This is a genomic window from Guyparkeria sp. (genome assembly GCF_046545975.1).
In the GTDB taxonomy this organism is placed as follows: domain Bacteria; phylum Pseudomonadota; class Gammaproteobacteria; order Halothiobacillales; family Halothiobacillaceae; genus Guyparkeria.
The window spans coordinates 1-23,485 of sequence record NZ_JBKGYT010000003.1 but is presented as its reverse complement, the minus strand read 5'-3'; the positions used below and the strand labels follow the sequence as shown (position 1 = coordinate 23,485).

Here is a 23,485-nt window from a genome sequence, read left to right as displayed (position 1 = left end):
TTCGTTCTGCCGACAAGCCGACCGTCGGAGACGGTCGGCCCGCTCGGGCGTCGGTGCTCAGCCGGCCATGCGGCTGAAGACGCGCTCGGCGGCGGATACGGTGGCGTCGATCTCTTCCTGGCCGTGCGCCATGGAGACGAAGCCCGCCTCGAAAGAGGACGGCGCGAAGTACACGCCCTCCTCGAGCATGCCGTGGAAAAACGCCTTGAAGGCCTCGCCGTCGCAGGCGGTCGCGTCATTGAAGTTCGCCACGCGATCCTTGTCGGTGAAGAACAGCCCGAACATCCCACCCACGTTCTGCGTGATCATGGGGATACCATGCTTCTTCGCCGCCGCCGACAGCCCGTCGCACAGCTCCTGGGTGCGGCGGGAGAGCACGTCGTAGAACCCCGGGACCCGGACGAGGTCGAGGGTCTTGACCCCCGCCGCCATGGCGACCGGATTGCCCGACAGGGTGCCGGCGTGGTAGACCGGCCCCATCGGCGAGATCATCGACATGATCTCGTGCCGGCCGCCGAAGGCGCCCACCGGCATGCCGCCACCGATCACCTTGCCCATCGTGGTCAGGTCCGGCTTGATGCCGTAGTGCTCCTGCGCCCCGCCGAGGGCGACGCGGAAGCCGGTCATCACCTCGTCGAAGATCAGCACCGCCCCGTACTCGTCGCAGACCTGGCGCAGGCCCTCGAGGAAGCCCGGCTCCGGCGGGATGCAGTTCATGTTGCCGACCACCGGCTCGACGATGATGGCCGCCACCTCGTTGCCCACTTCGGCGAACACCTCACGCACCTGCTCGAGGTTGTTGTACTCGACCGTGGTGGTCAGGTCCGCGAATGCCTTGGGCACGCCCGGCGAGCTCGGCACGCCGTGAGTCAGCGCCCCGGAACCGGCCTCGACCAGCAGCGAGTCGGAATGACCGTGGTAGTTTCCCTGGAACTTGACGATGCGGTCACGGCCGGTGAAGCCACGCGCCAGGCGGATCGCGCTCATGGTCGCCTCGGTGCCCGAGGACGTCAGCCGCACCATGTCCATGGAAGGCACGAGTTCGCAGAGCAGGTCCGCCATCTGCGTCTCGCTGACGGTGGGCGCTCCGTAGGACAGGCCGAGAGTGGCCGCCTCGCGCACCGCCTCGATGACGTCCGGCTGCGCGTGACCGAGGATCATCGGGCCCCAGGAACCGACGTAGTCGATGTACGGCCGGTCGTTCTCGTCGAAGAAGCGCGGCCCTTCCGCGCGTCTGACGAATACGGGATCGCCCCCGACCGAGCCGAAGGCACGCACCGGCGAGTTGACGCCGCCGGGAATGTGGGCCTGTGCTTTCTCGAATAGCTCGTGGTTGGATGCGGTCATCTACGGAGTCTCCGGATCGTCATGGATGTGTCTGATTTGTTCGGCCAAGGACGCGGCCGCCCCCCGGATGTCGGTTGAGGAGAACACCTCGCTGATCACCGCGACCATGTCGGGGCGATACGGCAGCAGATCGACAATGTTTTCCGCGGTTATGCCGCCGATGGCGCACACCGGCAGGCCGAGCCGCTCCCGCGCCCAGGCCAGCAGCTCGGCCGAGGCGCTGGGCGCGTGTGGCTTGGTCGGGGACGGGAACATGGCGCCGAAGGCAAGGTAGTCCGCTCCGGCGGCCGCGGCGTGTTCGGCCCGTTGGCGGTCAGCATAACAAGACACGCCGACGATCGCATCGAGCCCCGCCTGCTCGAAACGTCGGCGGGCATCCACCAGCGCCTGATCGTCTCGACCCAGGTGCACGCCGTCGGCCCCGACGTCGATGGCCAAGTCGACATCGTCGTTGACAATGAACGTGCGGCCATGGTGCTGACAGAGCGCGGCCAGGGCCGCCGCTTCGGCGCGTCGGCGGGACGCGTCATCGCTCTTGTCCCGGTACTGGACGACCCTCGCCCCGCCGTCGATGGCCTCGCCCACGGCCCGGACCAGGTCGTCGCGGACGAAGCGCGTGGTATCCGTGATCACGTAGAGGCCCTGCAGCGCCGACCGGCGCCGGGCGTTCGAATCCGTCATGCATTCAGCTCCTGTTCGGCCAGTTCCCGGGCGCCGACCAGCCCGAGGTCCGGCGCGGCTACCACCCACAGGGGCATGCGACCGAGCAGCGTCGTGAACCGCCCCTTGTCGAGAAATCCCGCCAGGGTCTCCTCGCGCAGGAACGGGAGCACGTGCCCGGCGATGTCGCCGGCGATGAACACCCCGCCGAACGGCAGGGTCTTGAGCGCGAGGTTGCCCGCCTCCGCCCCGAGGATGCGGGCGAAGTACCGGCAGGCGATCTGCGCGCACTCGTCCTCGCCGCTGATCGCCATCCGGGTGACCAGTGCATTGCGGTCCTCGGCCTCGGACAGCCGCCGGTCGGCGTCCGGGGCTGCGCGCCCCAGCTGATGTTCGCGCGCAAAGGCGTAAAGGGCGGAGAACCCGTCCCCGGAAAGCAGTCTCTCGTAGCTCACGTGCCCGCCGCAGCGGCGCCGCATGAAGGCGAGCAGCTCGTCCTCGCGGGCGTTGTTGGGGGCGAAGTCGCAGTGACCGCCCTCGCTGGGCATCGGGAGAAACCGGTGGCCGTCGTGGTGGAAGACCGCCTCCCCCAGCCCGGTGCCGGGCGCGATCACGGCCACGTGTCCGCCGTCGAAGGTGGCATCGGGATTGAGCGCCTCCCGCCGACGCACCGGGCTGGCCATGGCGCCCAGGCCGACGGCCACCAGGTCGTTGACGATACGCACCGGGACGTCCGCCAGGAGCTCCCCCACCCGCGCGGCCGAGACCGTCCACGGGAGGTTGGTCGTCCGCGCCACCTCCTCGCCGGGCCGCCCCGCCACCGGACCGGCCACGCCGAAGGCCGCGGCGTCGATGTTCTGCCACTCGATCTGCCGGTCCGCCTCGATCTCGCGACGGAAGTCGGCAAGCAGCTCGGACAGGCTGTCGTACTCGGCACTGGGGAGGTGGCGTTCGACCAGCGAGCGCTGATCGCCGGGCCGGAACACGGCCAGCCGGGAACGGGTGCCACCGATGTCACCGGCAAGAATCATGATCCCACCTCCGATGTTGCGTGCACATCCACCCCCAGCAGCATGTTCAGCGATCGACTGACCCATTGCGCCACCTCGTCGGGCGACGAGTGATAGAAGGCCTGCCAGGCCCGGTCGCGCACCTCGTCGTAGCGCTCGTCGTCACCCGGATGCCGGTCGACCCAAGCAAGGCGCACGGCGTGACCGATCAGGACGTCCAGGACCAGGGGCTCTTCCACCGAGAGATCCGGATGACGCTGGGCGACCTCGACCAGCGCGGCCAGCGCCTCGATGCACAACTGGCGATACTCCGGCGCCGCGATCCGGTTGAGCAGATGCTCGACCTCCAGCGCGAAGTTGTGTTCACCCGCCGTCGTCTGGCTGCGATACAGCGCACTGTCGAGTGCGCTCCTCGGATCATAGCGGTTGCCGATCACGATCGCCGGGGCGTGACCGAGCAGGGACCACAGTTGGCGGTAGAAGCCCGCGGGCAGACGTCCGACCGCCCCCTGTATCTGGCGATGACGGCACCAGTCGGTCGTCGCCTCGTCGGCGGCGAGCGCTTCGCGCATCTCCCCGGTCAGCACCTCGCCACCCTCGCCCGCCGCGAGACTCACCGAGCCGGACATCCCCCTGCGCAGGTGGAGCGCCTCCAGCCTTTCCGGACGGTCGCGCCAGTCGAGCGCCTCGCGCAGCATGCCCCGGATCACGCTGGGGGCCATGCCGACCAGTTCATCCAGCGCCCGCGACGGCGGGATTTGTCGCTCGCGGGCATGCAGTGCGATGAGGATCTGCAGGAGCGGGCCGGTCCGCAGGGTGATGACGTCCTCGAACAGGGCCGGCTCGGCGCGGATCCAGGCACCGAGATGGATGATCAGCTCCTGGGTCAGTATCCGTTCCCGCGGGTCGTCGCCGCAGAAGGCCGCGATGCGTCGCAGGATCTCGGCGTTGGAGACGGGCTCGGCGAGCACGGCCTCGCAGGTATAGGAGCGCCCCACCGCGACCCGCTTGTGCCGCACGATCAGGTCCATCAGGGCCACCTCGAGGAAGGCATCGACCTTGCCGGCCTGTTCGGCAGCCAGGCGCATCACCCGCCACGCCTGTTTCTGCTGGGCCACTCGGAAGAGCGTCGACAGATGGTCGCCGAGCGTGCGGACCTGGCCCAGGGCGTCAGGAAACGCGCGCCGGCCCGGTTGGCCGGCCTGCTCAAGCCGCTGGAGAATCTCCCGCTGCTCTTCGAGTTGCCGCGTCTCGGCGAACGCCTTTTCGAGCGCCTCGGGTGACGGGTCGTCGCCCAGACGCTCCGGCAACCCCGTCGCCTCGCGGTCGGCACGCCATTGCGAGGCATCGACGACCGGGCGCCGGGCCCAGCCGGGCATCGGCCCGGGCAGCCGGATGCGGGGGGCGGTGCTGGAGAGGTTGTCCAGATCGTCGAAGTGCACGGGCACCCCGCCCACCAGCCCGGTGGCCAGTTCGTCCCGACAGAACCGCAGCAGCACGTCGAATCCCTGCACCTCCAGCATCCATTCGGAGACCAGGAACAGGAACAGCGGCCGACCGGCCTGCCGGGCATTGCGGTGCAGGTAGTCGATGGTCGTGCGCACCTCGTGAACGAGCAGGTGCAGGTCCCGCGTCAGGTAGAAGTCGCCGGTCTCGAACAGTTGCGGGACCACGGCCCAGCTCTTGCCGTCCGCCTCGACGATGGACGAGGTGGCCAGCCCCAGGACCCTACGCCGCGGCCGCCCGCTCAATCCGAGTCGCGGGTTGTCGCCCACATGGGTCAGGCTTTCCGTCAGCGCCCTCGCGGACGTGATCTGGACCCAGGACTGTCCCAGCACGTTGACCGGCTCGACACCCGCATCCGAAAGCTGTGCCGCCACGGCATCCGTCTCGGCGACCACGGCCACGGAGACGGCCGGCGAACGCTGCACGCGGAGGTTGCGGCGGCGATTGAGCGGGTCGACATCCGAAACGTCCACCAGCCCCTGGCGGAGCAGCCGTCCGACCACCCAGAGGCTCTGTGCCCACACGAGCGGTCGGTTGTCGTTCGGCTGGCGCTCGGTCGACCCCGGGTGCGCCCGCTCCGCCTCGAGGTTCTCGGCCGTGACGTAGTAGAGCTCCGGGAGCAGGCCCTGACCGCCCTCCTCGACGGCCAGCGACTCGAGCTGCCGGTCGAGGGCCGCCGCGGACGCGGCATCACCGGCGAATACCGCGTTGATCAGGCGGAAGGTCAGGAACAGCGGCCATTCGGATTCGATCCCGGCGAACGCCTCGAGCTCCTCGGGCTCGTAGTGCAGCTTGTTCTCGTCCTCCACGACCGTCTGGTGACCGTCGCGCAGGAAGCGCTTGTAGCCGTACCGCCCGGACAGGCGCGCGTCGATGGTCTCGGCGATGGACTCGACCAGGCCGGCATCGTGGACGGCAAAGCCCGGGTAGCCGATCACCGGGAACAGGGCCGAGTCGACTTCCTTGGATCCGGATTCCCTCGGCAGCAGGGCCAGCAGGCTCTGCTCCACCCGGACGATGTCGTCGGTGACCACCCTCACCCGCGTGCTGGCGTCACCCTCCCCGCCGAACAGGTCGAAGCCGTCGACCGCCTCGAGGGCCGCGAGCACCAGCCCCAGCGAGCTGGCATTGAGTTCCCGCACCCCCCGGTTGATCTTGTTGCCCCGTTCCCAGATCCCGTAGTCCGGCGTGACGTAGGCCCGCGACAGGTACCAGACGAGGTTCTGCACGAAGTCGACCTCGTCCCGGCTCTGGATGATGCGCAGGCCGCTGACGGTCATCTGCGCCAGCATCAGCACGAACAGCGAGGTGGCGTCGAGCTGGAGGTGCCCCCAGTCCTCGTCGCCCACCACGGCGTCGCCGGTAGCGGTGTCGTACTTGGCATGCAGGGCGTCGACGGGATCGAGCGTGTGCTTGAACCGCTCGACGCGGTCGGACTGGCGCATCATGGCCGTCAGCAGGCCACGCATGTTGCGAACGGTGGCCTGATCGAGCTCGTAGGCGCGCACGGAGGAATGACCGGTCCGCCGATAGGCCATCCCCAGCGCCCAGGCGCCGAGGATGCTGTAGGCATTGTCCCGCACCCAGGCGTCGGTGTAGTCGCCGTGGGCAGTCACCGCCGTGCTGGCGGGCAGCAGGCCGGACACGGGATGCTGCCGGTCGAGAATGTGGCGGCGCACCTCGGTGTAGAGGACGTCGAGCTGTGCGGCGGGATTCGGCTCGGCAGCCGGACCGGCCTGGACATCCCCCGGAGCGTTACCTGCACTCATCGTCGGTCACCTGTTACGGCCCGGACATGCCGGAAGGAAGGCACCCGGCGAATCTGCCGGATGTATGGGCCAAGTATGGGGGGTCCCGGCCTCCCCGGCCAGCCCGGATCGACCCGACAATGCCCCCGGAACCGATCAGTGCCGGGTCGATCCGGGCGGCTCGACGCTGTCACCACTGAGCAGCTGCTCGACATCGACACGATCGAAGCGATACAGGCTGCCGCAGAAATCGCAACGGACCTCGAGGCTGCCCGGCGTCTCCTCGTTCTCGAGGGATTCCTCCAGCTCGTCGCGCCCCAGGCTCGCCAGCATGGCGCCCACCGCCTCGCGCGAACAGCCGCAGCTGAACTGCACCCGCGCCACGTCGTGGATCCGCAGGGTTTCCTGGTGGAACAGGCGATGCAGCAACTCCGGGGCCGAGACCTCGAGCATCTCGGCGCGGCCCTTGTCACCCACCAGGGTGTCGACCAGCTTGCCGACGTGTTCGAACTCCAGCGCGCCCGGGCCGGAGACGGGGATGATCCCGCCGGTCTCCGGCATCTGCTGGACGAGCATCCCGGCGGTCACCGTCCCGTCGGCGGCCAGCACCAGCCGCGTGGGCAGCTGCTCGGACTGCCGGAAGTATCCCTCGATGGCATTCTCGAGCCGGTCACCGGTCAGCGGCACCAGCGACTGGTAACGGCTGCCCTCGTCCGGCTCGATGGTCATGACCAGCTGGCCTCGGCCCATCAGCCCGGTGAGCGAGGTTCCGGCATTCGCCAGCCGGCCGCCGTCCCACTTGGCCATGCAGCGAAAGCGCCGGTCGGAGCGGACCTGGACCACCAGCAGGCTGATCGGACCGTGCCCCGCAAACTGCAGCACCAGTCGTCCCTCGAACTTGAGGCTGGCGACCATCAGCACGGCCCCGGCAACGGCCTGGCCCAGCAGCGCGGCGACCTCGGGCGGATAGTCGCTGTTCTCGATGGCCGATTGCCAGGTGTCCTCCAGCCGCAGCGAGACGCCACGGACCCGGCCGTCCTCGAAGGAAAACCGGAACAGCTCGTCGCTCTGCGGCAGCGATTGCCAATCCACGATCGCGGTTGTCTCTTGGTCGGCCATCGCCCTACTCGCCATCCAGTCGACGCTTGAGCACGTCGTTGACCGCCTTCGGGTTCGCCTTGCCCTTGGCCGCCTTCATCACCTGCCCGACGAAGAAGCCGAACAGCTTGTCCTTGCCGCCCCGGTAGGCCTCGACCTGCCCGGGGTTGGCGGCGATCACCTCGTCGACCATCGCCTCGATCGCACCGGTATCCGAGATCTGCTTGAGCCCGCGCGCCTCGATGATCGCGTCGACCGAACCGCCTTCCTCGGCCAGCGCCTCGAACACCTCGCGAGCGAGCTTGTTCGACAGCGTGCCGTCGGAAATGCGCTCGAGCAGGTCGGCGAGCCGGTCTGCCGACACCGGGCACTGATCGATGTCGGTCTCCAGTCGGTTGAGCAGCGCGGCGACCTCGCCCATCACCCAGTTGGCCGCGAGCTTGGCGTCCATCCCGTCACGGGCGATCACGGCCTCGTAGTACTCGGCCGTGGCTCGGCTGGAGGTCAGCACGCCGGCGTCGTAGGCGCCGAGGCCGTACTCGGACTGGTAGCGTTCGGCCTTGGCGTCCGGCAGCTCGGGCAGCTCGGCGCGCCAGGACTCGATGGTATCGTCATCGAGCACCACCGGCAGCAGGTCCGGGCAGGGGAAGTAGCGGTAGTCGTCGGCCTCCTCCTTGGTGCGCATCAGGCGCGTCTCGTCGCGGTCCGGGTCGTACAGACGCGTGGCCTGCACCACCTCGCCGCCGGTCTCCAGCAGGTCGACCTGCCGCTCGATCTCGAACTCGATCGCCCGCTGCAAAAAGCGGAAGGAATTGACGTTCTTGATCTCGGTGCGGGTGCCGAAGGCATTGTCGCCGCTCGGGCGCACGGAGACGTTGGCGTCCACGCGGAACGAGCCTTCCTGCATGTTGCCGTCGCAGATGCCCAGATACTGGACGATCGCGTGGACCTTGCGGGCATAGGCGACCGCCTGCTCGGGACTGCGCATGTCCGGCTCGGAGACGATCTCGATCAGCGGCGTGCCGGCGCGGTTGAGATCGATGCCGGTCATGCCGTGGAAGTCCTCGTGCAGGGACTTGCCGGCGTCCTCCTCGAGATGCGCGCGGGTCACGCGGACGGTGTGTTCCTGCGCCTGCTTGCCCTCGCCGGTGGTGATGGTCACCGAGCCGCCCACGACGATGGGACGGGCCAGCTGCGTGGTCTGGTAGCCCTTGGGCAGGTCCGGGTAGAAGTAGTTCTTGCGGTCGAAGCTCGAGACGCGCGAGATATCCGCGCCGATGGCCAGGCCGAACAGCGAGGCCATCCGCACGGCCCCCTCGTTCAGGACCGGCAGCACCCCGGGCAGCCCCAGGTCAACGCCACAGGCCTGCGCATTCGGTTCGGCACCGAAGGCGGTCGACGCCCCGGAGAAGATCTTGGAACGGGTGGCCAACTGAGCGTGGATCTCCAGGCCGATGACCGCTTCCCAGCCCGAAGGGATGGCATAGTCAGACATGTCGTTTCTACCCTTCGCGTTAGTGGTTAGAGGAGTCGGCAGCGACCGGCGGCGTCCGACGATGCCAGTCCACCCGCTGCTGGTACTGGTGCGCGACGTTGAACAGGCGGGCCTCGTCGAAGTGACGGCCGATCAGCTGCAGACCCACCGGGCGCCCCCCGACGAAGCCCGCGGGCACGGACATCCCCGGCAGGCCGGCAAGGTTGACCGGGATGGTGAAGATGTCCTCGAGGTACATCTTGGCGGGGTCGGCACTGTGCGCACCGCGGTCGAACGCCGCGGACGGGGTGACCGGCCCGGCGATCACGTCGCACTGCCCGAAGGCACGGTCGAAGTGCCCGCTCACCAGGCGACGGGCCTTCTGGGCACGGCGGTAGAAGGCGTCGTAGTAACCGGCGGACAGCGCGTAGGTCCCCACCAGGATGCGGCGCTTGACCTCGGCCCCGAAGCCTTCCGAGCGGGTGCGCTCGTAGAGGTCCTGCAGATCCTTCGGCTCCTCGCAGCGGTAGCCGAAGCGCACACCATCGAAACGCGACAGGTTCGAGGAAGCCTCGGCCGGGGCCAGCAGGTAGTAGGCGGCCAAAGCGATCTCGGCGTCCGGCAGGTCGATCTCGACCGTCTCGGCCCCGGCGGCTCGTAGCTCGTCGATGGCCGCAGTGACCGCGTCCCCCACTGCCGGCTCGAGCGCATCGGTGAACCACTGCCTCGGGATGCCCACGCGCAAGCCGGCGATCGACTCGCCGAGGGTGGCGGTGTAGTCGGGCACCTCGCGGTCGGCCGAGGTGGAGTCGCGCGGGTCGAAACCGGCCATCTCGCCGAGCACGATAGCGCAGTCCTCGGCGGACTTGGCGATCACGCCGCCCTGGTCGAAGCTCGAGGCGTAGGCGATCATCCCGTAGCGCGACACGCGCCCGTAAGTGGGCTTGATGCCGGTCACGCCGCAGTAGGCGGCCGGCTGGCGGATCGACCCGCCGGTATCCGTGCCCGTCGCGAACGGCGCCAGGCGCGCGGCGACCGCCGCGGCCGAGCCACCCGACGACCCACCCGGCACGGCCTTCGCGTCCCAGGGGTTGGCCACGGCCCCGAAATGGCTGTTCTCGTTCGAGGAGCCCATGGCGAACTCGTCCATGTTGGCCTTGCCCAGCAGCACGGCGCCGGACCGGGTCAACCGCTCGTGCACGGTCGAGTCGTAGGGGGCGACCCAGTCGGCCAGCATGCGCGACCCGCAGGTCGTGCGGGTTCCCTTGGCGCAGAAGATGTCCTTGTGAACGTAGGGGATGCCGGCCAGGGGACCGTCGGTCGAGGCGGGGGCGGCCGCCTCCACGCGGCTGATCAGGCTGTTGAGGCCGGGATCAACGGCCTCGATGCGTGCGGCGAACGTGCCGGCAAGCTCGGTGGGGGAGATCCTGCCGGCCGCGAGCAGTCCACGTAGCTCGGCGATCGAGGCATTGATGGTGGCCGAGTCCCCGGTGGCGGCTGGGTGTTGGTTGCTACTGGACACGAAGTTGCTTCCCGAGATTCGTATGTGATGACAGGTTAACGAACGGATACGGGACCATCGGCCCCGGCGCGGGGTGCCTACTCGATCACCTTGGGCACGAGGAACAGACCTCGCTCGCTCGCGGGCGCCCCCGCCAAAAGCTCCTCGCGCTGGTCCGTCTCCGTGATCTCGTCGGGACGCATCCGCTGCGTCTGGTCCAGCGGATGCGCCATCGGCTCGAGTTGATCGAGCCGAGGATCATCGAGCAGCGAGGCCTGGTCGAGAATCGCGTTGAGGTCCGAGCGCAACGCGTCACGCCATTCCGGCTCGATCGCGATGCGGGCCAGATGCGCCACGGCCTGCAGCTGGTCGTTGGTCAGCGACATGGACGGAACCCCCGAAGAAATAGTGAGTCAATCAATCGCGAACCGTCCCGTCGGGGGCGGTCGCCGTTACGGGCAACAGGCCGACCCGCGCGCCTCGTCGAGGCGCGCGGGTCGGCCGGCGAAACCCGGCGCGAAGCCTATCACAGGCTCGCTTGCTAAGGCACGCGCATGTTGCTACCTTAGCCGCTTATTTTACGGTGTCCCTGACCTCGTTTGCCGCAAGGCAACAGGGCAGGCCAGGCAGGGAGCCCACCGCAAGAAAACGGGAATGGACTCAGTGACCGCCACCATTTCGAATGGGGCGGCGCAGGCGGACACGCCACCACGGCACGACCCAAATACTCACTACTCAACAGCTACCGGTTAAAACCCCCATGTTCAAAGGCTTTCGCGGCATCTTCTCCACCGACCTCTCCATCGATCTCGGCACCGCCAACACACTGATCTACGTCTCCGGTCGGGGGATCGTGCTCGACGAGCCGTCGGTGGTCGCCCTGCGCAACGACGGTGGCCAGACCGTGATCCAGGCCTACGGCAACGAGGCCAAGCAGATGGTCGGCCGCACGCCGAAATCCATCCAGGCCGTCCGCCCGCTGCGCGACGGCGTGATCGCCGACTTCCACGTCACCGAGAAGATGCTGCAGCACTTCATCAAGAAGGTGCACTCCTCCCACTGGTTCCGCCCCAGCCCGCGCGTGCTGGTCTGCGTGCCGGTGGGCGCGACCCAGGTCGAGCGCCGCGCCATCCGCGAATCCGTGCTCTCCGCGGGCGCCCGGCGGGCGTTCATCATCGAGGAGCCGATGGCGGCCGCGATCGGCGCCGGGGTGGACGTCGACGAGCCGCGTGGCTCGATGGTGGTCGACATCGGCGGCGGCACCTCCGAGGTGGGCGTGATCTCGCTGGACGGCATCGTGTATTCGTCGTCGGTGCGCATCGGCGGGGACAAGTTCGACGAGGCGATCATCGCCTTCGTCCGCCGTCACTACGGCATCCTGATCGGCGAGGCCACCGCCGAACGGATCAAGAAGGAAATCGGCTCGGCCTACCCGGGCAAGGAACTGCGCGAGATCGACGTCAAGGGCCGCAACCTCGCCGAAGGCGTGCCGCGCAGCTTCACCCTCAACTCCAACGAGATCCTCGAGGCCCTGCAGGAGCCGCTGTTCGGCATCGTCCAGGCGGTACGCGCCGCGCTGGAGCAGACCCCGCCGGAACTCGGTGCGGACATCGCCGAGCGCGGCATCGTGCTCACCGGTGGCGGGGCCCTGCTGCAAGACCTGGACAAACTGCTGATGGAAGAAACCGGGCTGCCGGTGGTCATCGCCGAGAATCCGCTGACCTGCGTGGCCCGCGGCGGTGGCAAGGTCCTCGACCTGATCGACCAGCGCAACAGCACCCTGTTCGCTGACGAATAACGGCGCCGGCCATGGCGCTGTTCGACACCCACCGCCCCGGCTTCAACCTCCTGCTCGTGCTGGTCGTGGTCTCCATCGTCCTGATGAGCCTCGACCGTATCGGGACGCGCTGGGTCGACGAACTCGACGGTGACCTTGGCAGCGTCACCGACGGGGTGATCAAGGCGATTCACCAGCCTGTCGCCCTGACACGATCCGTCTCTCGGTGGTTCGCCGATCGGGATGACCTGCATGACGAACTCGACCGCCTGCGAGAGGAGAACATCCTCCTGCGCGGGCAGATGCAGCAGTTCGCCAGCCTCACTCAGGAAGTCGATGCACTCCGGGAACTGCTCGACGGCCGGCCGGTCGACGTGCCTCCGGTCCTGCTCGCCCGCCGCATCGGCCGCCCGCCGAACTCGGAAGGCAACCTGTTCACCATCGATCGCGGTCTGGACGACGACGTACAGCCCGGCGATCCCGTCATCGATGCCCACGGTCTGGTGGGCCAGGTACTCCGCAGCACCGGATCGGGCGCCACCGTCGTCCAGCTCACTTCACGCGACCACGTCGTGTCCGTCCTCCTCGGGGAGACCGGCCGAAGCTCCCTGATGCGTGGCACCGGTGGGCGGGAACTGGTGATCGAGCGCGTGTCCGAGCGCACCCGGATCGGCACGGGCGACCTGCTCTACACCTCGGGAATCGAGGGCGCGTTCCCGCGGGGCTATCCCGTCGGACGGGTCACGAAGGTGGACATGGACGAGGCACAGGGGTTCGTTCGGCTGCATGCCGAGCCGGTCGCGGACCTCGAGCGACTGGACCACATGCTGGTAATCACCGAACCGCCCGACAGCCCCGATGACTCCGCTACCCAGGGAGACGAACCTGCGGCGGAAACGCCGCCTGTCGAGGATGCCCCGGATATCGAGGATGCCCCGGATGTCGACTAGCTGGTTCGCGATCATCCTGACGAGTGTGGCGGCACTAGGACTCACGCTGCTGCCGTTGCCGCAGGGGCTGCAGATCCACAACCCGCAGTGGCTCTTGCTCACCGTGATCTTCTGGGCGCTGTACCGGCCTGCACAGGCGGGGCTGGTCTATGCCTGGTGCGCGGGCCTGCTGGTGGACATCGCGGTCAACGGCCTTCTGGGACTCAATGCCCTGCTGTTCACCCTGACGGTGTTCCTGGTGCTGTCGCTGCGTCATCGGCTGGCCGTCGCCCCGCTGCTCTCCCAGGCCCTGCTGATTTCCGGGTTCACCCTGCTCTACCTCGTGGTCGCGCTGTGGGTGGAGGGCGTGGCCACCGACGTGGTGTCCATGGCCACCTATCTCTCGCGGGCGGTGAGCAACCTGGCCGCCTGGCCGATCATCTACTTCGTCCTGAGTCGACTGACGACGATCCGCCCGATGCGCTGACCGCGGATCCCGTCCGCCGCGAACGACGCATCAGCCGAAGAGGACCAGCCCCCAGACGACGGCTGCCAGCACGATGGCCATGAACACCGCGGCCGAACCGACATCCTTGGCCCGACCGGACAGCTTGTGGGGGTCGGAGCCGATCCGGTCGACGACATTCTCCACGGCGGTGTTCACCAGCTCGATCACCAGCACGTTGATCACCACCGCGGCCAGCAGCGCCCGCTCGACGGCCGTGTCGCCGAGAAACCAGGCCACCGGCAAGGCGACCATCGCAACCACCACCTCCTGACGGAAGGCCTCCTCCTTGCGCCAGGTGGCCCGCAGCCCCTGCCACGAGTAGCGGGTGGCGTGGATCACCCGCCTGAGTCCGTGTCGTTCCGATGGCATCGCCCGTCTCCCCGTGTGTCAGTCCGCGGCTTCCAGCATCTGTTCGTACTCGTCCGGGCTCATCCAGGCGGCGGGCGAACCGGTGGCACGAATCCGCAGGATCCAGCCCTCGTCGAGGGGATCGTCGTTGATCAGTTCCGGGCTGTCTTCGAGTGCCGGGTTGACCTCGATCACCTCGCCATCGACCGGGCAGAGCACGTCGGACGCCGCCTTGACCGACTCCAGCGTGGCGCAGGGCGCCCCTTCGGACACGCCCTGGCCGACATCCGGCAGGTCGGCGTAGACCACGTCGCCCAGCATCTCCTGACCTTGCTCGGTCACGCCGACCGTGACCACGTCGTCTTCGACCATGTACCACTCGTGGGTCTCCCCGTAGCGCCGATCCTGCCGAATGCTCATCGATGACTGCCTCTTCACTTGCCTGTGGATCAAGACCGGGATTCTGGCACATATCTCCCGCGGACAGCACGGCCCACTCGGGCGGTGCCGGCTTGCCGACCGTGGCATGTGGCGCGGTCGAGGAGGGATTTCACACGGTCACGACGGGCTCGCTGATGCCATTTCAATCACTTGGCGCTGGCCTGTTTCCTGCTTGGGAGAGTGACGCCAAACGACACAACGCATAATCAAGAGAATGGATCACGACATCATGACACCGCAGAGCCGATCTCTCCCCTTCCGTCGAACCCGCCTGGGCCTCGCCCTGTTTCCCTTCCTTGGCGTATCGGTCGCTGCCACGGCCGCCGACTCGCTCGACACGATCCTGATTTCCGCCCCGGCGCCCGTGGACCACAGGGCGCCCGTGTCGGTTTCGCAGGAAGAGACCACCGCGCCCAAGGCCGACCTCGCCGACGTGCTGCGCGAGATCAGTGGCGTGACCGCGGGCCGCATGTCGGGCCACGGCCTGGACCCGATCATCCGCGGCCAGCGCGAGCATCAGCTCAACGTGCTGCTCGACGGCGCCGGCATCGCCAACGCCTGCCCCAACCGCATGGACCCGCCCACCAGCTTCGGCAACCTGGCCGGTTACGACGAGGTCGAGGTGCGCAAGGGCGTGACCACGCTGACCCGGGGCCCGGGCGGCAGCGGCGGCTCGATCGAGCTCACGCGCAACACCTTCGAGCGTGCCGCGGAGTCCGGTATCCAGTCACGGTTCGACGTCGGCACCAGCAGCAACGGCCTGACCGACCAGAGCAGCGCGGACGTGCTGATGAGCGACGGCAACGTCTTCGGGCGCGTCATCGGCCAGATCGCCAACGGCGAGAACTACGAGGATGGCGACGGTGACGAGGTGCCGTCGTCCTACAAGCAGCGCAGCGGCACCGTCATCGCCGGCTACCGGGTCAGCGACGAGACCGGCATCGAGATGTCCGTCGACCGCAACCGCATGCTCGACACCCGCTATGCCGGCGCGGGCATGGACTCGGTCTACGACAACGCCACGATCTATCGCCTCGACGGCCGCATGGGCGACCTTTCAGGCCCCGTCGACAGCCTGCGCCTCGAGGTCTCGCGCGCCAACGTCGATCACCTGATGGACAACTTCAGCCTGCGCGACGCACCGCCACCGTCCAAGCGGATGGAGTCGTTGAGCGAGTCGCACACCACCACTGCGCGCCTGGCCCTCGACTCGAGCTTCGGCGACCTTGACCTCGCCTACGGGGTCGATTTCGAGCGCATCGAGCAGGACGCCGCCGGGCAGAAGCCCGACAGCGGCATGGTCATGTTCCGGCAGTGGCCCGATGCCCGGGCCGACCAGGCGGGCGCCTTCGTCGAGGCCGACTGGAGCGTCGCTCCGGATGGTCGGCTGCTGGCCGGTGCGCGCGTCGACCGGTTCGAGAGCGAGATCGACTCCTCGCTGGACAAGGGCCTGGCCACACACACGCACCCGGGCATACCGGACGACGTGGCCGAATCGGCAGCCCGGGACAAGAGCGACACCGAGATCAGTGCCCTGTTGCGCTACGAGCATCGCTTCTCGGAGGAGATCGCCGGGCATGTGGGTGTCAGTCGCACGGCGGTGGCTCCCAACCTGACCCAGAAGTACGCACTCATTGTCAAGGGCGGCAACCTTGACAAGGTGGGCAACCCGGATCTCGCCCCCGAGATCCACAACCAGATGGAAACCGGGCTGAGCTGGGAAAGCGCAGGACTGTCGGCCGGAGCCAATCTCTTCTACGACCAGGTGGAAGACTTCATCCTCCAGGACCAGGCCGTGCCCACCTATCGCAACGTGGACGCCCGCCTTTACGGCGGCGAGCTCGACCTCCATTACGCCGTCACCGACTGGCTCGCCGCCCGTGGGCAACTGGCCTATACCCGCGGGCGCAACACCGACGACTCGCGCAATCTCCCGCAGATCCCGCCGCTGTCCGGCAACGTGGGCCTGCTCGCCGAGCACGGCGACCTGAGCGGCGGGGTCGACCTCCGCTGGGCCGATCGCGCCACCGACCTGGACACCGCCAGCGGCCTGGACACCCGCGAGACCGCTGGCTACGGCGTGGTGGACCTGCACGCCGGCTACCGGATCAGTGCCAACTGGCAGCTCCGTGCCGGGGTGGAAAACCTGTTCGACCGGACCTACAGCGAGCACGTCAACCGGGCCTACGCCGGCACGTTCGGCGACCCGACGACCCGGATCAACGAGCCCGGCCGAACCGTCTGGGCACGCCTCACCGCCCAATTCTGAACCCGGACCTTTCCTTGTTTCCAGACTGCCACGCGACCGCGTGGCTTTGTACGGCAGCCATCGGCTGCCGTTTTTTTGCGCCGCGGTCTCGCCAAGACGAGCCGGCAGGATGCCGGATCCCCTGCCCCTGCACTCACCCTTTAGCCAGGACGTCAGCTGCCACAGCAACTGCGGTATATGACGCAGATGGCAACGGCGAGGGCGAGCCACATCAAGGACTTGGAGGTGGCACGTGGATTGCAAAGTATTGGACGAGATTCGCTGGGCGCATGCCCGTTCGACTCCTCTCTCCAGACTGCCACGCGACATCGTGGCCATTGCGGCAGCCCCGGGCTGCCTTTTTTTGTCTGCGCGACACCGCGGCGCTCATCCCCATGCAAGCGGCGGCAGAGTCGCCAACGACAAGGCCCCGTCCCGGGAACATCCGGGACGGGGCCTTGGCAGGGAACGGCGACAGGCGCCGGCCGGTCAGCGCCTATTCGATGGCAAACTTCTTCAACCGGTAGAGAAAGGTGTCCCGCGAGAGGTTCAGCAGACGCGCGGCACGCGACTTGTTGCCACCGGTCAGCACCAGGGCCTGCCGCAGCAGATCGCTTTCCACGGCCTCCAGGTCGACACCGCCCTCCGGCAGCACGAAGCCCGGGGCGATCGGACCACCGCGCCCGCTCTGGTCCGCCGAACGCATCGCCGGCGGCAACGCCTCCACGTCGACCACGGTCCCGGCGTGGAAGATCACCAGCCGCTCGGCCAACTGGCGCAGTTCGCGGACATTGCCCGGCCAGCGATAGCGCCGCAGGACCCCGGTGGCCCGGGCCGTCAGCCGCGGAACGGCAACGCCGTTGCCGCGCGCGTTATCCTCGAGGAACTGGCGGAACAGCCATTCGGCGTCGCCCTGACGATCGCGCAGGGGCAAAAGCTCGATCGGCACCCCGCTGAGCCGGTAGTACAGGTCGGCACGGAACGTCCCCTGCTCGACCATGGACTCGAGGTCGCGGTGGGTGGCCGCCACGATGCGCAGGTCCACACGGCGGGTGCCGGCCTCCCCCACCGCACGGGTCTCGCCGTTTTCCAGCAGACGCAGCAGCTTCGCCTGCATCGCGGTGGGCAGTTCCCCCAGTTCGTCGAGAAAGAGCGTGCCCCCGTCTGCCTGGTCGACCAGGCCCTGCTGGTCGTTCAGGGCGCCGGTGAAGGCCCCGCGACGGTGACCGAAGAGCGTGGACTCGGCGAGATCATCCGGTATCGTGGCGCAGTTGACGGTGACCATCGGGCCGCCGCGACGGGAGGATCCCTCGTGGATCGCACGGGCCGCCAGTTCCTTGCCGGTGCCGGTCTCGCCGGTGATCAGTACCGTCGCGTCCGTTCCCGCAACCAGCCCGATGCTGCGCAGCGTCGACTCGAAGCGTGGCGACTGGGTACGTAATGCCTCAAGATAACGGTTTCCGGTCATGTTCCGTCTGGCCTGTTTCGATACGGTAATAAACGTGTCCGATAACAGTTTACCGCCGGGGGTCTTCCGGGCAAAGCCGCTCCGGGACCGTCAGTCAACCGCATGAGGACATCCATGACAGACCCGATCCGGGACCTGAACTGCTACATCGTCGGCGGGGCGGTGCGTGACCGGCTGCTCGGCCGGCCGGTCATGGACCGGGATTGGGTGGTCGTCGGCACCACCCCCGAAGCCATGCAGGAACGGGGGTTCCGGCAGGTCGGGGCAGACTTCCCCGTGTTCCTTCATCCCGAAACCGGCGAGGAGCACGCACTGGCACGCACCGAACGCAAGCAGGGGCGCGGCTACCACGGCTTCGCCGTGCACGCCGACCCGGACGTGACCCTCGAGGAGGATCTCGAGCGGCGCGACCTGACCATCAATGCCATGGCGATGCAGGCGGACGGCACCATCATCGACCCCTTCGGCGGTCTGGCCGACCTCGAGGCGCGGACGCTGCGCCATGTCGGTCCGGCCTTCGTCGAGGACCCGCTGCGCGTACTGCGGGTGGCGCGCTTCGCCGCGCAACTGGCCGACTACGGCTTCACCGTGGCCGACGACACGCGTGAGCTGATGCGCAGGATGAGCGACAGCGGAGAACTGGCCGACCTGACCCCGGAGCGTGTATGGACCGAGACCGCGAAGGCGCTGGCGACTCGTCATCCGTCGCGGTACTTCGAGGTCCTGCGCGACGTGGGGGCATTGTCACGCGTCTTCCCGGAGGTCGACGCCCTGTTCGGTGTGCCTCAGCCGGCGAGATACCACCCGGAGATCGACACCGGCATTCACACCCTCCTGGTGCTGGAGGCCGCCGCCCGCCTGAGCGATTCCGTGGCGGTGCGCTTTGCCGCGCTCTGCCACGATCTGGGCAAGGCGCTGACCCCGCGCGCCGAGTGGCCGAGTCACATCGGCCACGAAGCCCGCGGCGTCGCGCCGACGCGCGAGTTGTGCGAACGCCTGCGCACGCCGAAGGCCGTGCGGGAACTGGCCGTGCTGGCGACCGAGATGCACGGCCGGGTGCACAAGGCCTGCGAGATGCGCGCCTCCACGCTCGTCGACCTGCTCGACCGCATGGACGCCTTCCGGCGACCGGAACGCTTTCGGGACGTCCTGACGGTCTGCCACGCCGACGCCCAGGGCAAACCGGGCCACGAGGCCGACCCCTATCCGCAGCGGGAGTGGCTCGAGCGGGTGCGGGAGGTCGTGGCCGCGATCTCGCCCCGGCCGCTGGTCGAACAGGGCTGCCGCGGGGCGGAGATCGGCAGGAAGCTGCGCGAGCAGCGCATCCGTGCCGTCTCGCACCTGAAGGCCGAGCGGGGGCAGGCTCAGGGCTGAGCCCCGAGTTCGCCGCGCAGCCGGCGGGCGGCGGCGACCATGGCGGTCAGGGCCGCTCTCACCTCCGGCCATCCCCGGGTCTTCAGCCCGCAATCCGGGTTCACCCACAGCCGCTCGGCGGGCACCTTCTCCAGCGCCAGCCTCAGGCGCGCGATCATTTCCTCCTCGGAGGGCACCAGCGGCGAGTGGATGTCGTAGATGCCCGGCCCGATCTCGTTGGGGTAGTCGAAGTCGGCGAAGGCATCCAGCAGCTGCATGTTCGAGCGCGTGGTCTCGATGGTGATCACGTCGGCATCCAGCGCGGCGATCGACTCGATGATGTCGTTGAACTCGCTGTAGCACATGTGGGTGTGCACCTGGCAGTCGTCCGGGGCCACGGCCGTGGCGTGACGGAAGGCGCGCACCGCCCAGTCGAGGTAGCCCGGCCAGTCGCGCCGGCGCAGGGGCAGCCCCTCGCGGAAGGCCGGCTCGTCGACCTGGATGGCCGCGATGCCCGCCTCGGCCAGGTCGCGCACCTCCTCTCGCAGCGCATCGGCAATCTGGTAGGCGACTTCCTCGCGCGGCAGGTCGTCGCGGACGAACGACCAGAACAGCAGGGTCACCGGCCCGGTGAGCATGCCCTTGACGGGCCGGTCGGTCAGCGACTGCGCGTGACGGCTCCACTCGACGGTCATCGGCGCCGGGCGAGCCACGTCGCCCCAGATGATCGGCGGCTTGACGCAGCGCGAGCCGTAGGACTGCACCCAGCCCTGCCGGGTGAAGGCGTAGCCCTCCAGCTGTTCGCCGAAGTATTCCACCATGTCGTTGCGCTCCGGTTCGCCGTGCACCAGGAGGTCCATGCCGATCGATTCCTGGAAGCGCACCACCTCGACGATCTCGTCGCGCATGTGTCGTTCGTACTCGGCCCGGTCGATCTCGCCGCGCTTGAACGCCCGACGGGCCGCCCGTATCTCGTCGGTCTGCGGGAACGAGCCGATCGTGGTCGTCGGCAACAGGGGCAGATCAAGCCGCCGGCGCTGCCGTTCCGCCCGCTCCGGATACGGACTCTGCCGGGCGGGTTCCTCCCTGAGGGCCGTCGCGATGCGCTCCCGGCGGGCCGGATCACATCGCCCGCGCAACGACTCCAGTCGTGCACGCGCGGTCTTCGCCGCCTCGATCTCCGCGGCGATCGCCGCACGTCCCTCCGATAGCCCGCGCGCAAGCAGGGCCAGCTCGTCGAGCTTCTGCCGGGCGAAACTCAGGTTCTCGGCCAGGGCGTCGGGCAGGTGGGTCTCGTGACGGGCATCCAGGGGCAGGTGCAGCAACGAGCAGCTCGGCGCCAGCCAGAGACGGTCGCCCAGCTGCCAGTGGAGAGGCTCGAGCCGCTCCAGCAGGGCCTCCGGGTCGGCACGCCAGATCGAGCGACCGTCGATGATGCCGACCGAAAGGATCTTGAAGGACGCCAGCCGGTCGACCGCGGTCGACAGGTCGATCTGCGTGGTCGCGTCAAGGTGCAGGCCATCGACCGGCAGGTCGGCGGCAAGAGTCACCTGCCCGTCGAGTTCGCCGAAATAGGTGGCGAGCAGCAGCTTTACGCCGGGTGTCTTGAGCCGGTGGTAGGTCGGCTCGAAGGCCGCCCGCCATTCGGCAGGCAGATCGAGGCCCAGCACGGGTTCGTCGATCTGTACCCACTCGACGCCGATTACGGCGAGTTCGGCCAGCACGGCGGCATAGGCGTCGGCCAGTTCGCCGGATCGCGCCAGTCGAGCCGCATCGTCGGCACCGCGGCTGAGCCACAGAAACGTCAGCGGACCGATCAGCACCGGCTTGGCCTGCGCGCATTCGGCCACCGCCTCGCGGACGGGCGCCAGGAACCGTGCCGCGTCGACGCGGAAGGGGCGTCCGGCATCGAGCTCCGGAACCAGGTAATGGTAGTTCGAGTTGAACCACTTCTTCATCGCCAACGGCGGGAGCTTCTCGCCCGCCCTCTCGACCCCTCGCGTCAGGGCGAACAGCGACTCGACGGTATTGGGCAGGTCACCGAAGCGCGCCGGGGCCTGGCCGAACAGCAGGGCGAGGTCGGCCATGCCGTCGTAGAACGAGAAATCGCCGGTCGCCGGACGGTCGATGCCGGCCGTCCGTTGCGACTCTAGCGACTGGCCGCGGATGGCGGCGGCCACCGACTCCAGCGCCTCGACACTCGATTCGCCTCGCCAGGTTCGCTCGAGCGCCCACTTGAGAGCTCGGCCCTCCCCCATGCGGGGGTAGCCGAGCAGGTGCGTGACAGGGCGCGACGGATTGGTGACGGACTGTGCGGTCATGCGTATTCCTTGGTCGTTTCCGGGAAGTGAATGCGCACAGCCTAAAGCCTGTTTGAATGAGGTTGGTGTATCGTTTTTAAGTGATTAGGTGATTATCTCTCATGTTACGTCATCGATCTCGGGGCGGGTGCCCTGCCGCTGGCCGTCCTGCCCCTCGCCGTCGGGTCCTCGAGCCACTGGACAGGCGGGCGCGCCGAACTTGACCTCGTACATGGCCTTGTCGGCATGACGCAGGAGGCCGTCGAGCGTATCGGCGTCGATCGACAGGCGCGCAAAGCCGATGCTGGCCCGCACCTTGAGGGGCTGGTCCATGCCGCGCAGGAGGATGGGCGCTCCGATCCGCTCGCGGAGGGTCGCGCCCAGCCCCGACATGGCCTCGCTCGAACGCACGTCGTAGAAGACCACCACGAACTCGTCGCCTCCGAGTCTCGCCACGATATCCTCTCGACGTCCGATGGCGCGCAGGCGGCTGGCGATCTCGCGCAGCACCTCGTCGCCGACGTGGTGGCCGTGGGTGTCGTTGATGGGCTTGAAGTCATTGAGGTCGATGAACGCCAGCACGATACCGTCGCCTTCCCGGAGGGCATGCAGTCGCGCCTGCTCGAAGCGTTCCTCGAGTCCGGCGCGGTTGAGCAGATCGGTCAGGGGATCGTGGTGGGCACGGTGATGCATGGCCTCCATGCGCTGATGACGCCGCGTGACGTCCGTGATCACGGCGACGTATCGACTGACGCGGCCCCGCTCGTCCCGCACCGCATCCAGCGACCAGTTCAGCACGCGCCGCTTGCCGCCCGGAAGCCGCGAGGCCACTTCCTCCTGCCAGCGATCTCGGTACTTGAGGTGCCGGGCAACCTGGGCCAGCCACTGCCGCGTCGGCGAGATCACCTCGGGCACCCGGAGTCGCTGGCCGGACAGTTCCGCACCCGGCATCCCGACCATTCGCTCGAAGGCCGGGTTCGCCGCCAGCACCCGGCGGTGACGATCGAGGATCACGATCGCATCCCCCGCCCCTTCGAAGACCGCCGTGGCGAGTTCCTCGAGCTGTTCGAAGGCATGTCGCTCCGACTGGTCGCTCACGGTGCCTACCAATCCGGCATCCGCACCGCTCCTGGTCGGCACCACGTCCACCCGGATCTCGACCGGCAGGGAGGCGGCATTCTGCCGGGCCAGCCGGGAAGTCATCACCAGCCGCCCGCCGGCATCGCGGGAGCGCTTGAAGGCAAACCTGACCCGCCGACGTTCGCTTTCCGAGAACAGGTTGAGCCAGCTGGCTCCCAACAGGTGTCGGCCACGCCGGCCCGTGAGGCGCTCGTAGGCCGGGTTGAGGTAGAGCAGGCGACCCTGCGTGTCGGCCCGGAACACGACATCATTGACGTGGGTATTGACGTCCCGAAGCAGTCGCTCCGACTCCACCAGTCGGCGCTGCTGGGTCTGCCAGCGCAGGACCAGCCAGATAACCAGCAGCCCGAGGAGGACGCTGCCGAACCGTGTCGCCCGACTCATCCAGACGGCCGCCCTGCCGGGCTCCGAGGGTTGCATGGCCAGTTGCCAGCGCCCGTCGAGTGCGATCACCGGCGTCCTCAGGCTCGAGTCGCTGTCGAACCGTTCGGGTCGACCGAGAAATGCGGCTCCCTGCTCACCCAGGCCATCGAAGCCCCGTACGGCCAGACGGCCGTTCCTTAGAAGCTCCGCAGCCCCGGCTGCCTCGAACAGGCGCATCACGTCGATCGGGGTGCTCACCACGCCCC

At 68.2% G+C, this 23,485-nt stretch carries 18 protein-coding genes; 5 read left to right on the top strand and 13 right to left on the bottom strand.

Going from position 1 to position 23,485, the window contains the following annotated elements; all coding sequences use genetic code 11:
* Nucleotides 1–57: 57 nt before the first annotated feature.
* From hemL to gatC, 8 genes are all read right to left on the bottom strand, one after another.
* Nucleotides 58–1,347 (bottom strand): glutamate-1-semialdehyde 2,1-aminomutase, encoded by a 1,290-nt coding sequence (gene hemL, locus ACLFMY_RS00670; protein WP_410762580.1) that lies wholly within the window; start codon nt 1,345–1,347, stop codon nt 58–60.
* Nucleotides 1,348–2,028: a thiamine phosphate synthase gene (thiE, locus tag ACLFMY_RS00665; RefSeq protein ID WP_410762579.1), complete on the bottom strand. Its 681-nt coding sequence runs from the start codon at nt 2,026–2,028 to the stop codon at nt 1,348–1,350.
* A complete protein-coding gene (locus tag ACLFMY_RS00660) occupies nt 2,025–3,038 on the bottom strand; it encodes a glucokinase (protein ID WP_410762578.1) in 1,014 nt (337 codons plus the stop codon). The genes thiE and ACLFMY_RS00660 overlap by 4 nt, the downstream gene beginning before the upstream one ends.
* The gene (locus ACLFMY_RS00655) at nt 3,035–6,292 is read right to left on the bottom strand and encodes a glycoside hydrolase family 15 protein (RefSeq protein WP_410762577.1); all 3,258 of its coding nucleotides are present in this window, start codon (nt 6,290–6,292) and stop codon (nt 3,035–3,037) included. Before ACLFMY_RS00655 ends, ACLFMY_RS00660 begins: the two co-directional genes overlap by 4 nt.
* Before the next feature lie 135 nt (nt 6,293–6,427).
* On the bottom strand, nt 6,428–7,363 hold the full coding sequence (locus tag ACLFMY_RS00650) for an Hsp33 family molecular chaperone HslO (protein ID WP_410762576.1): 936 nt from the start codon (nt 7,361–7,363) through the stop codon (nt 6,428–6,430).
* A gap of 31 nt (nt 7,364–7,394) precedes the next feature.
* Entirely contained in the window at nt 7,395–8,864 is a 1,470-nt protein-coding gene (gene gatB, locus ACLFMY_RS00645; protein ID WP_410762575.1) for an Asp-tRNA(Asn)/Glu-tRNA(Gln) amidotransferase subunit GatB, read from the bottom strand.
* Between the two features lie 19 nt (nt 8,865–8,883).
* Nucleotides 8,884–10,365: an Asp-tRNA(Asn)/Glu-tRNA(Gln) amidotransferase subunit GatA gene (gene gatA, locus ACLFMY_RS00640; RefSeq protein WP_410762574.1), complete on the bottom strand. Its 1,482-nt coding sequence runs from the start codon at nt 10,363–10,365 to the stop codon at nt 8,884–8,886.
* A gap of 77 nt (nt 10,366–10,442) precedes the next feature.
* Nucleotides 10,443–10,730, bottom strand: a complete 288-nt coding sequence (gene gatC, locus ACLFMY_RS00635; protein WP_410762573.1) for an Asp-tRNA(Asn)/Glu-tRNA(Gln) amidotransferase subunit GatC — start codon at nt 10,728–10,730, stop codon at nt 10,443–10,445.
* A 374-nt stretch (nt 10,731–11,104) separates the two neighbouring features.
* Between gatC and ACLFMY_RS00630 the strand changes: the two genes are divergently transcribed.
* Genes ACLFMY_RS00630 through mreD form a run of 3 tightly spaced genes read left to right on the top strand, consistent with a single transcriptional unit; the run spans nt 11,105 to nt 13,537 of the window.
* Complete coding sequence (locus ACLFMY_RS00630) at nt 11,105–12,142, top strand: rod shape-determining protein (protein ID WP_410762572.1); 1,038 nt, start codon at nt 11,105–11,107, stop codon at nt 12,140–12,142.
* Between the two features lie 11 nt (nt 12,143–12,153).
* Nucleotides 12,154–13,071: a rod shape-determining protein MreC gene (gene mreC, locus ACLFMY_RS00625; protein WP_410762571.1), complete on the top strand. Its 918-nt coding sequence runs from the start codon at nt 12,154–12,156 to the stop codon at nt 13,069–13,071.
* The gene (gene mreD, locus ACLFMY_RS00620) at nt 13,061–13,537 is read left to right on the top strand and encodes a rod shape-determining protein MreD (protein ID WP_410762570.1); all 477 of its coding nucleotides are present in this window, start codon (nt 13,061–13,063) and stop codon (nt 13,535–13,537) included. Before mreC ends, mreD begins: the two co-directional genes overlap by 11 nt.
* Before the next feature lie 30 nt (nt 13,538–13,567).
* Here mreD and ACLFMY_RS00615 read toward each other — a convergent pair whose 3' ends face one another.
* Together ACLFMY_RS00615 and gcvH are read right to left on the bottom strand one after the other, a co-directional pair.
* The gene (locus ACLFMY_RS00615) at nt 13,568–13,927 is read right to left on the bottom strand and encodes a diacylglycerol kinase (RefSeq protein ID WP_410762569.1); all 360 of its coding nucleotides are present in this window, start codon (nt 13,925–13,927) and stop codon (nt 13,568–13,570) included.
* Between the two features lie 18 nt (nt 13,928–13,945).
* Complete coding sequence (gene gcvH, locus ACLFMY_RS00610; RefSeq protein WP_410762568.1) at nt 13,946–14,326, bottom strand: glycine cleavage system protein GcvH; 381 nt, start codon at nt 14,324–14,326, stop codon at nt 13,946–13,948.
* Nucleotides 14,327–14,576: 250 nt separating this feature from the next.
* Here gcvH and ACLFMY_RS00605 point away from each other — a divergent pair, with 250 nt between their 5' ends.
* Nucleotides 14,577–16,616 (top strand): TonB-dependent receptor domain-containing protein, encoded by a 2,040-nt coding sequence (locus tag ACLFMY_RS00605; protein ID WP_410762567.1) that lies wholly within the window; start codon nt 14,577–14,579, stop codon nt 16,614–16,616.
* Between the two features lie 475 nt (nt 16,617–17,091).
* Here ACLFMY_RS00605 and ACLFMY_RS00600 read toward each other — a convergent pair whose 3' ends face one another.
* Nucleotides 17,092–18,063: a sigma-54 interaction domain-containing protein gene (locus ACLFMY_RS00600; RefSeq protein ID WP_410762566.1), complete on the bottom strand. Its 972-nt coding sequence runs from the start codon at nt 18,061–18,063 to the stop codon at nt 17,092–17,094.
* A 135-nt stretch (nt 18,064–18,198) separates the two neighbouring features.
* On the opposite strand from ACLFMY_RS00600, the gene ACLFMY_RS00595 reads away from it, so the two are divergent.
* Nucleotides 18,199–19,437 (top strand): multifunctional CCA addition/repair protein, encoded by a 1,239-nt coding sequence (locus ACLFMY_RS00595; protein WP_410762610.1) that lies wholly within the window; start codon nt 18,199–18,201, stop codon nt 19,435–19,437.
* On the opposite strand, the gene metE is transcribed toward ACLFMY_RS00595, so the two are convergent.
* On the bottom strand, nt 19,428–21,737 hold the full coding sequence (gene metE / locus ACLFMY_RS00590; protein WP_410762565.1) for a 5-methyltetrahydropteroyltriglutamate--homocysteine S-methyltransferase: 2,310 nt from the start codon (nt 21,735–21,737) through the stop codon (nt 19,428–19,430). The two genes, ACLFMY_RS00595 and metE, sit on opposite strands and share 10 nt — an antisense overlap.
* Nucleotides 21,738–21,836: 99 nt before the next feature.
* Nucleotides 21,837–23,485: diguanylate cyclase domain-containing protein (locus ACLFMY_RS00585; RefSeq protein ID WP_410762564.1), on the bottom strand; the 1,649-nt coding region annotated here is incomplete at its 5' end.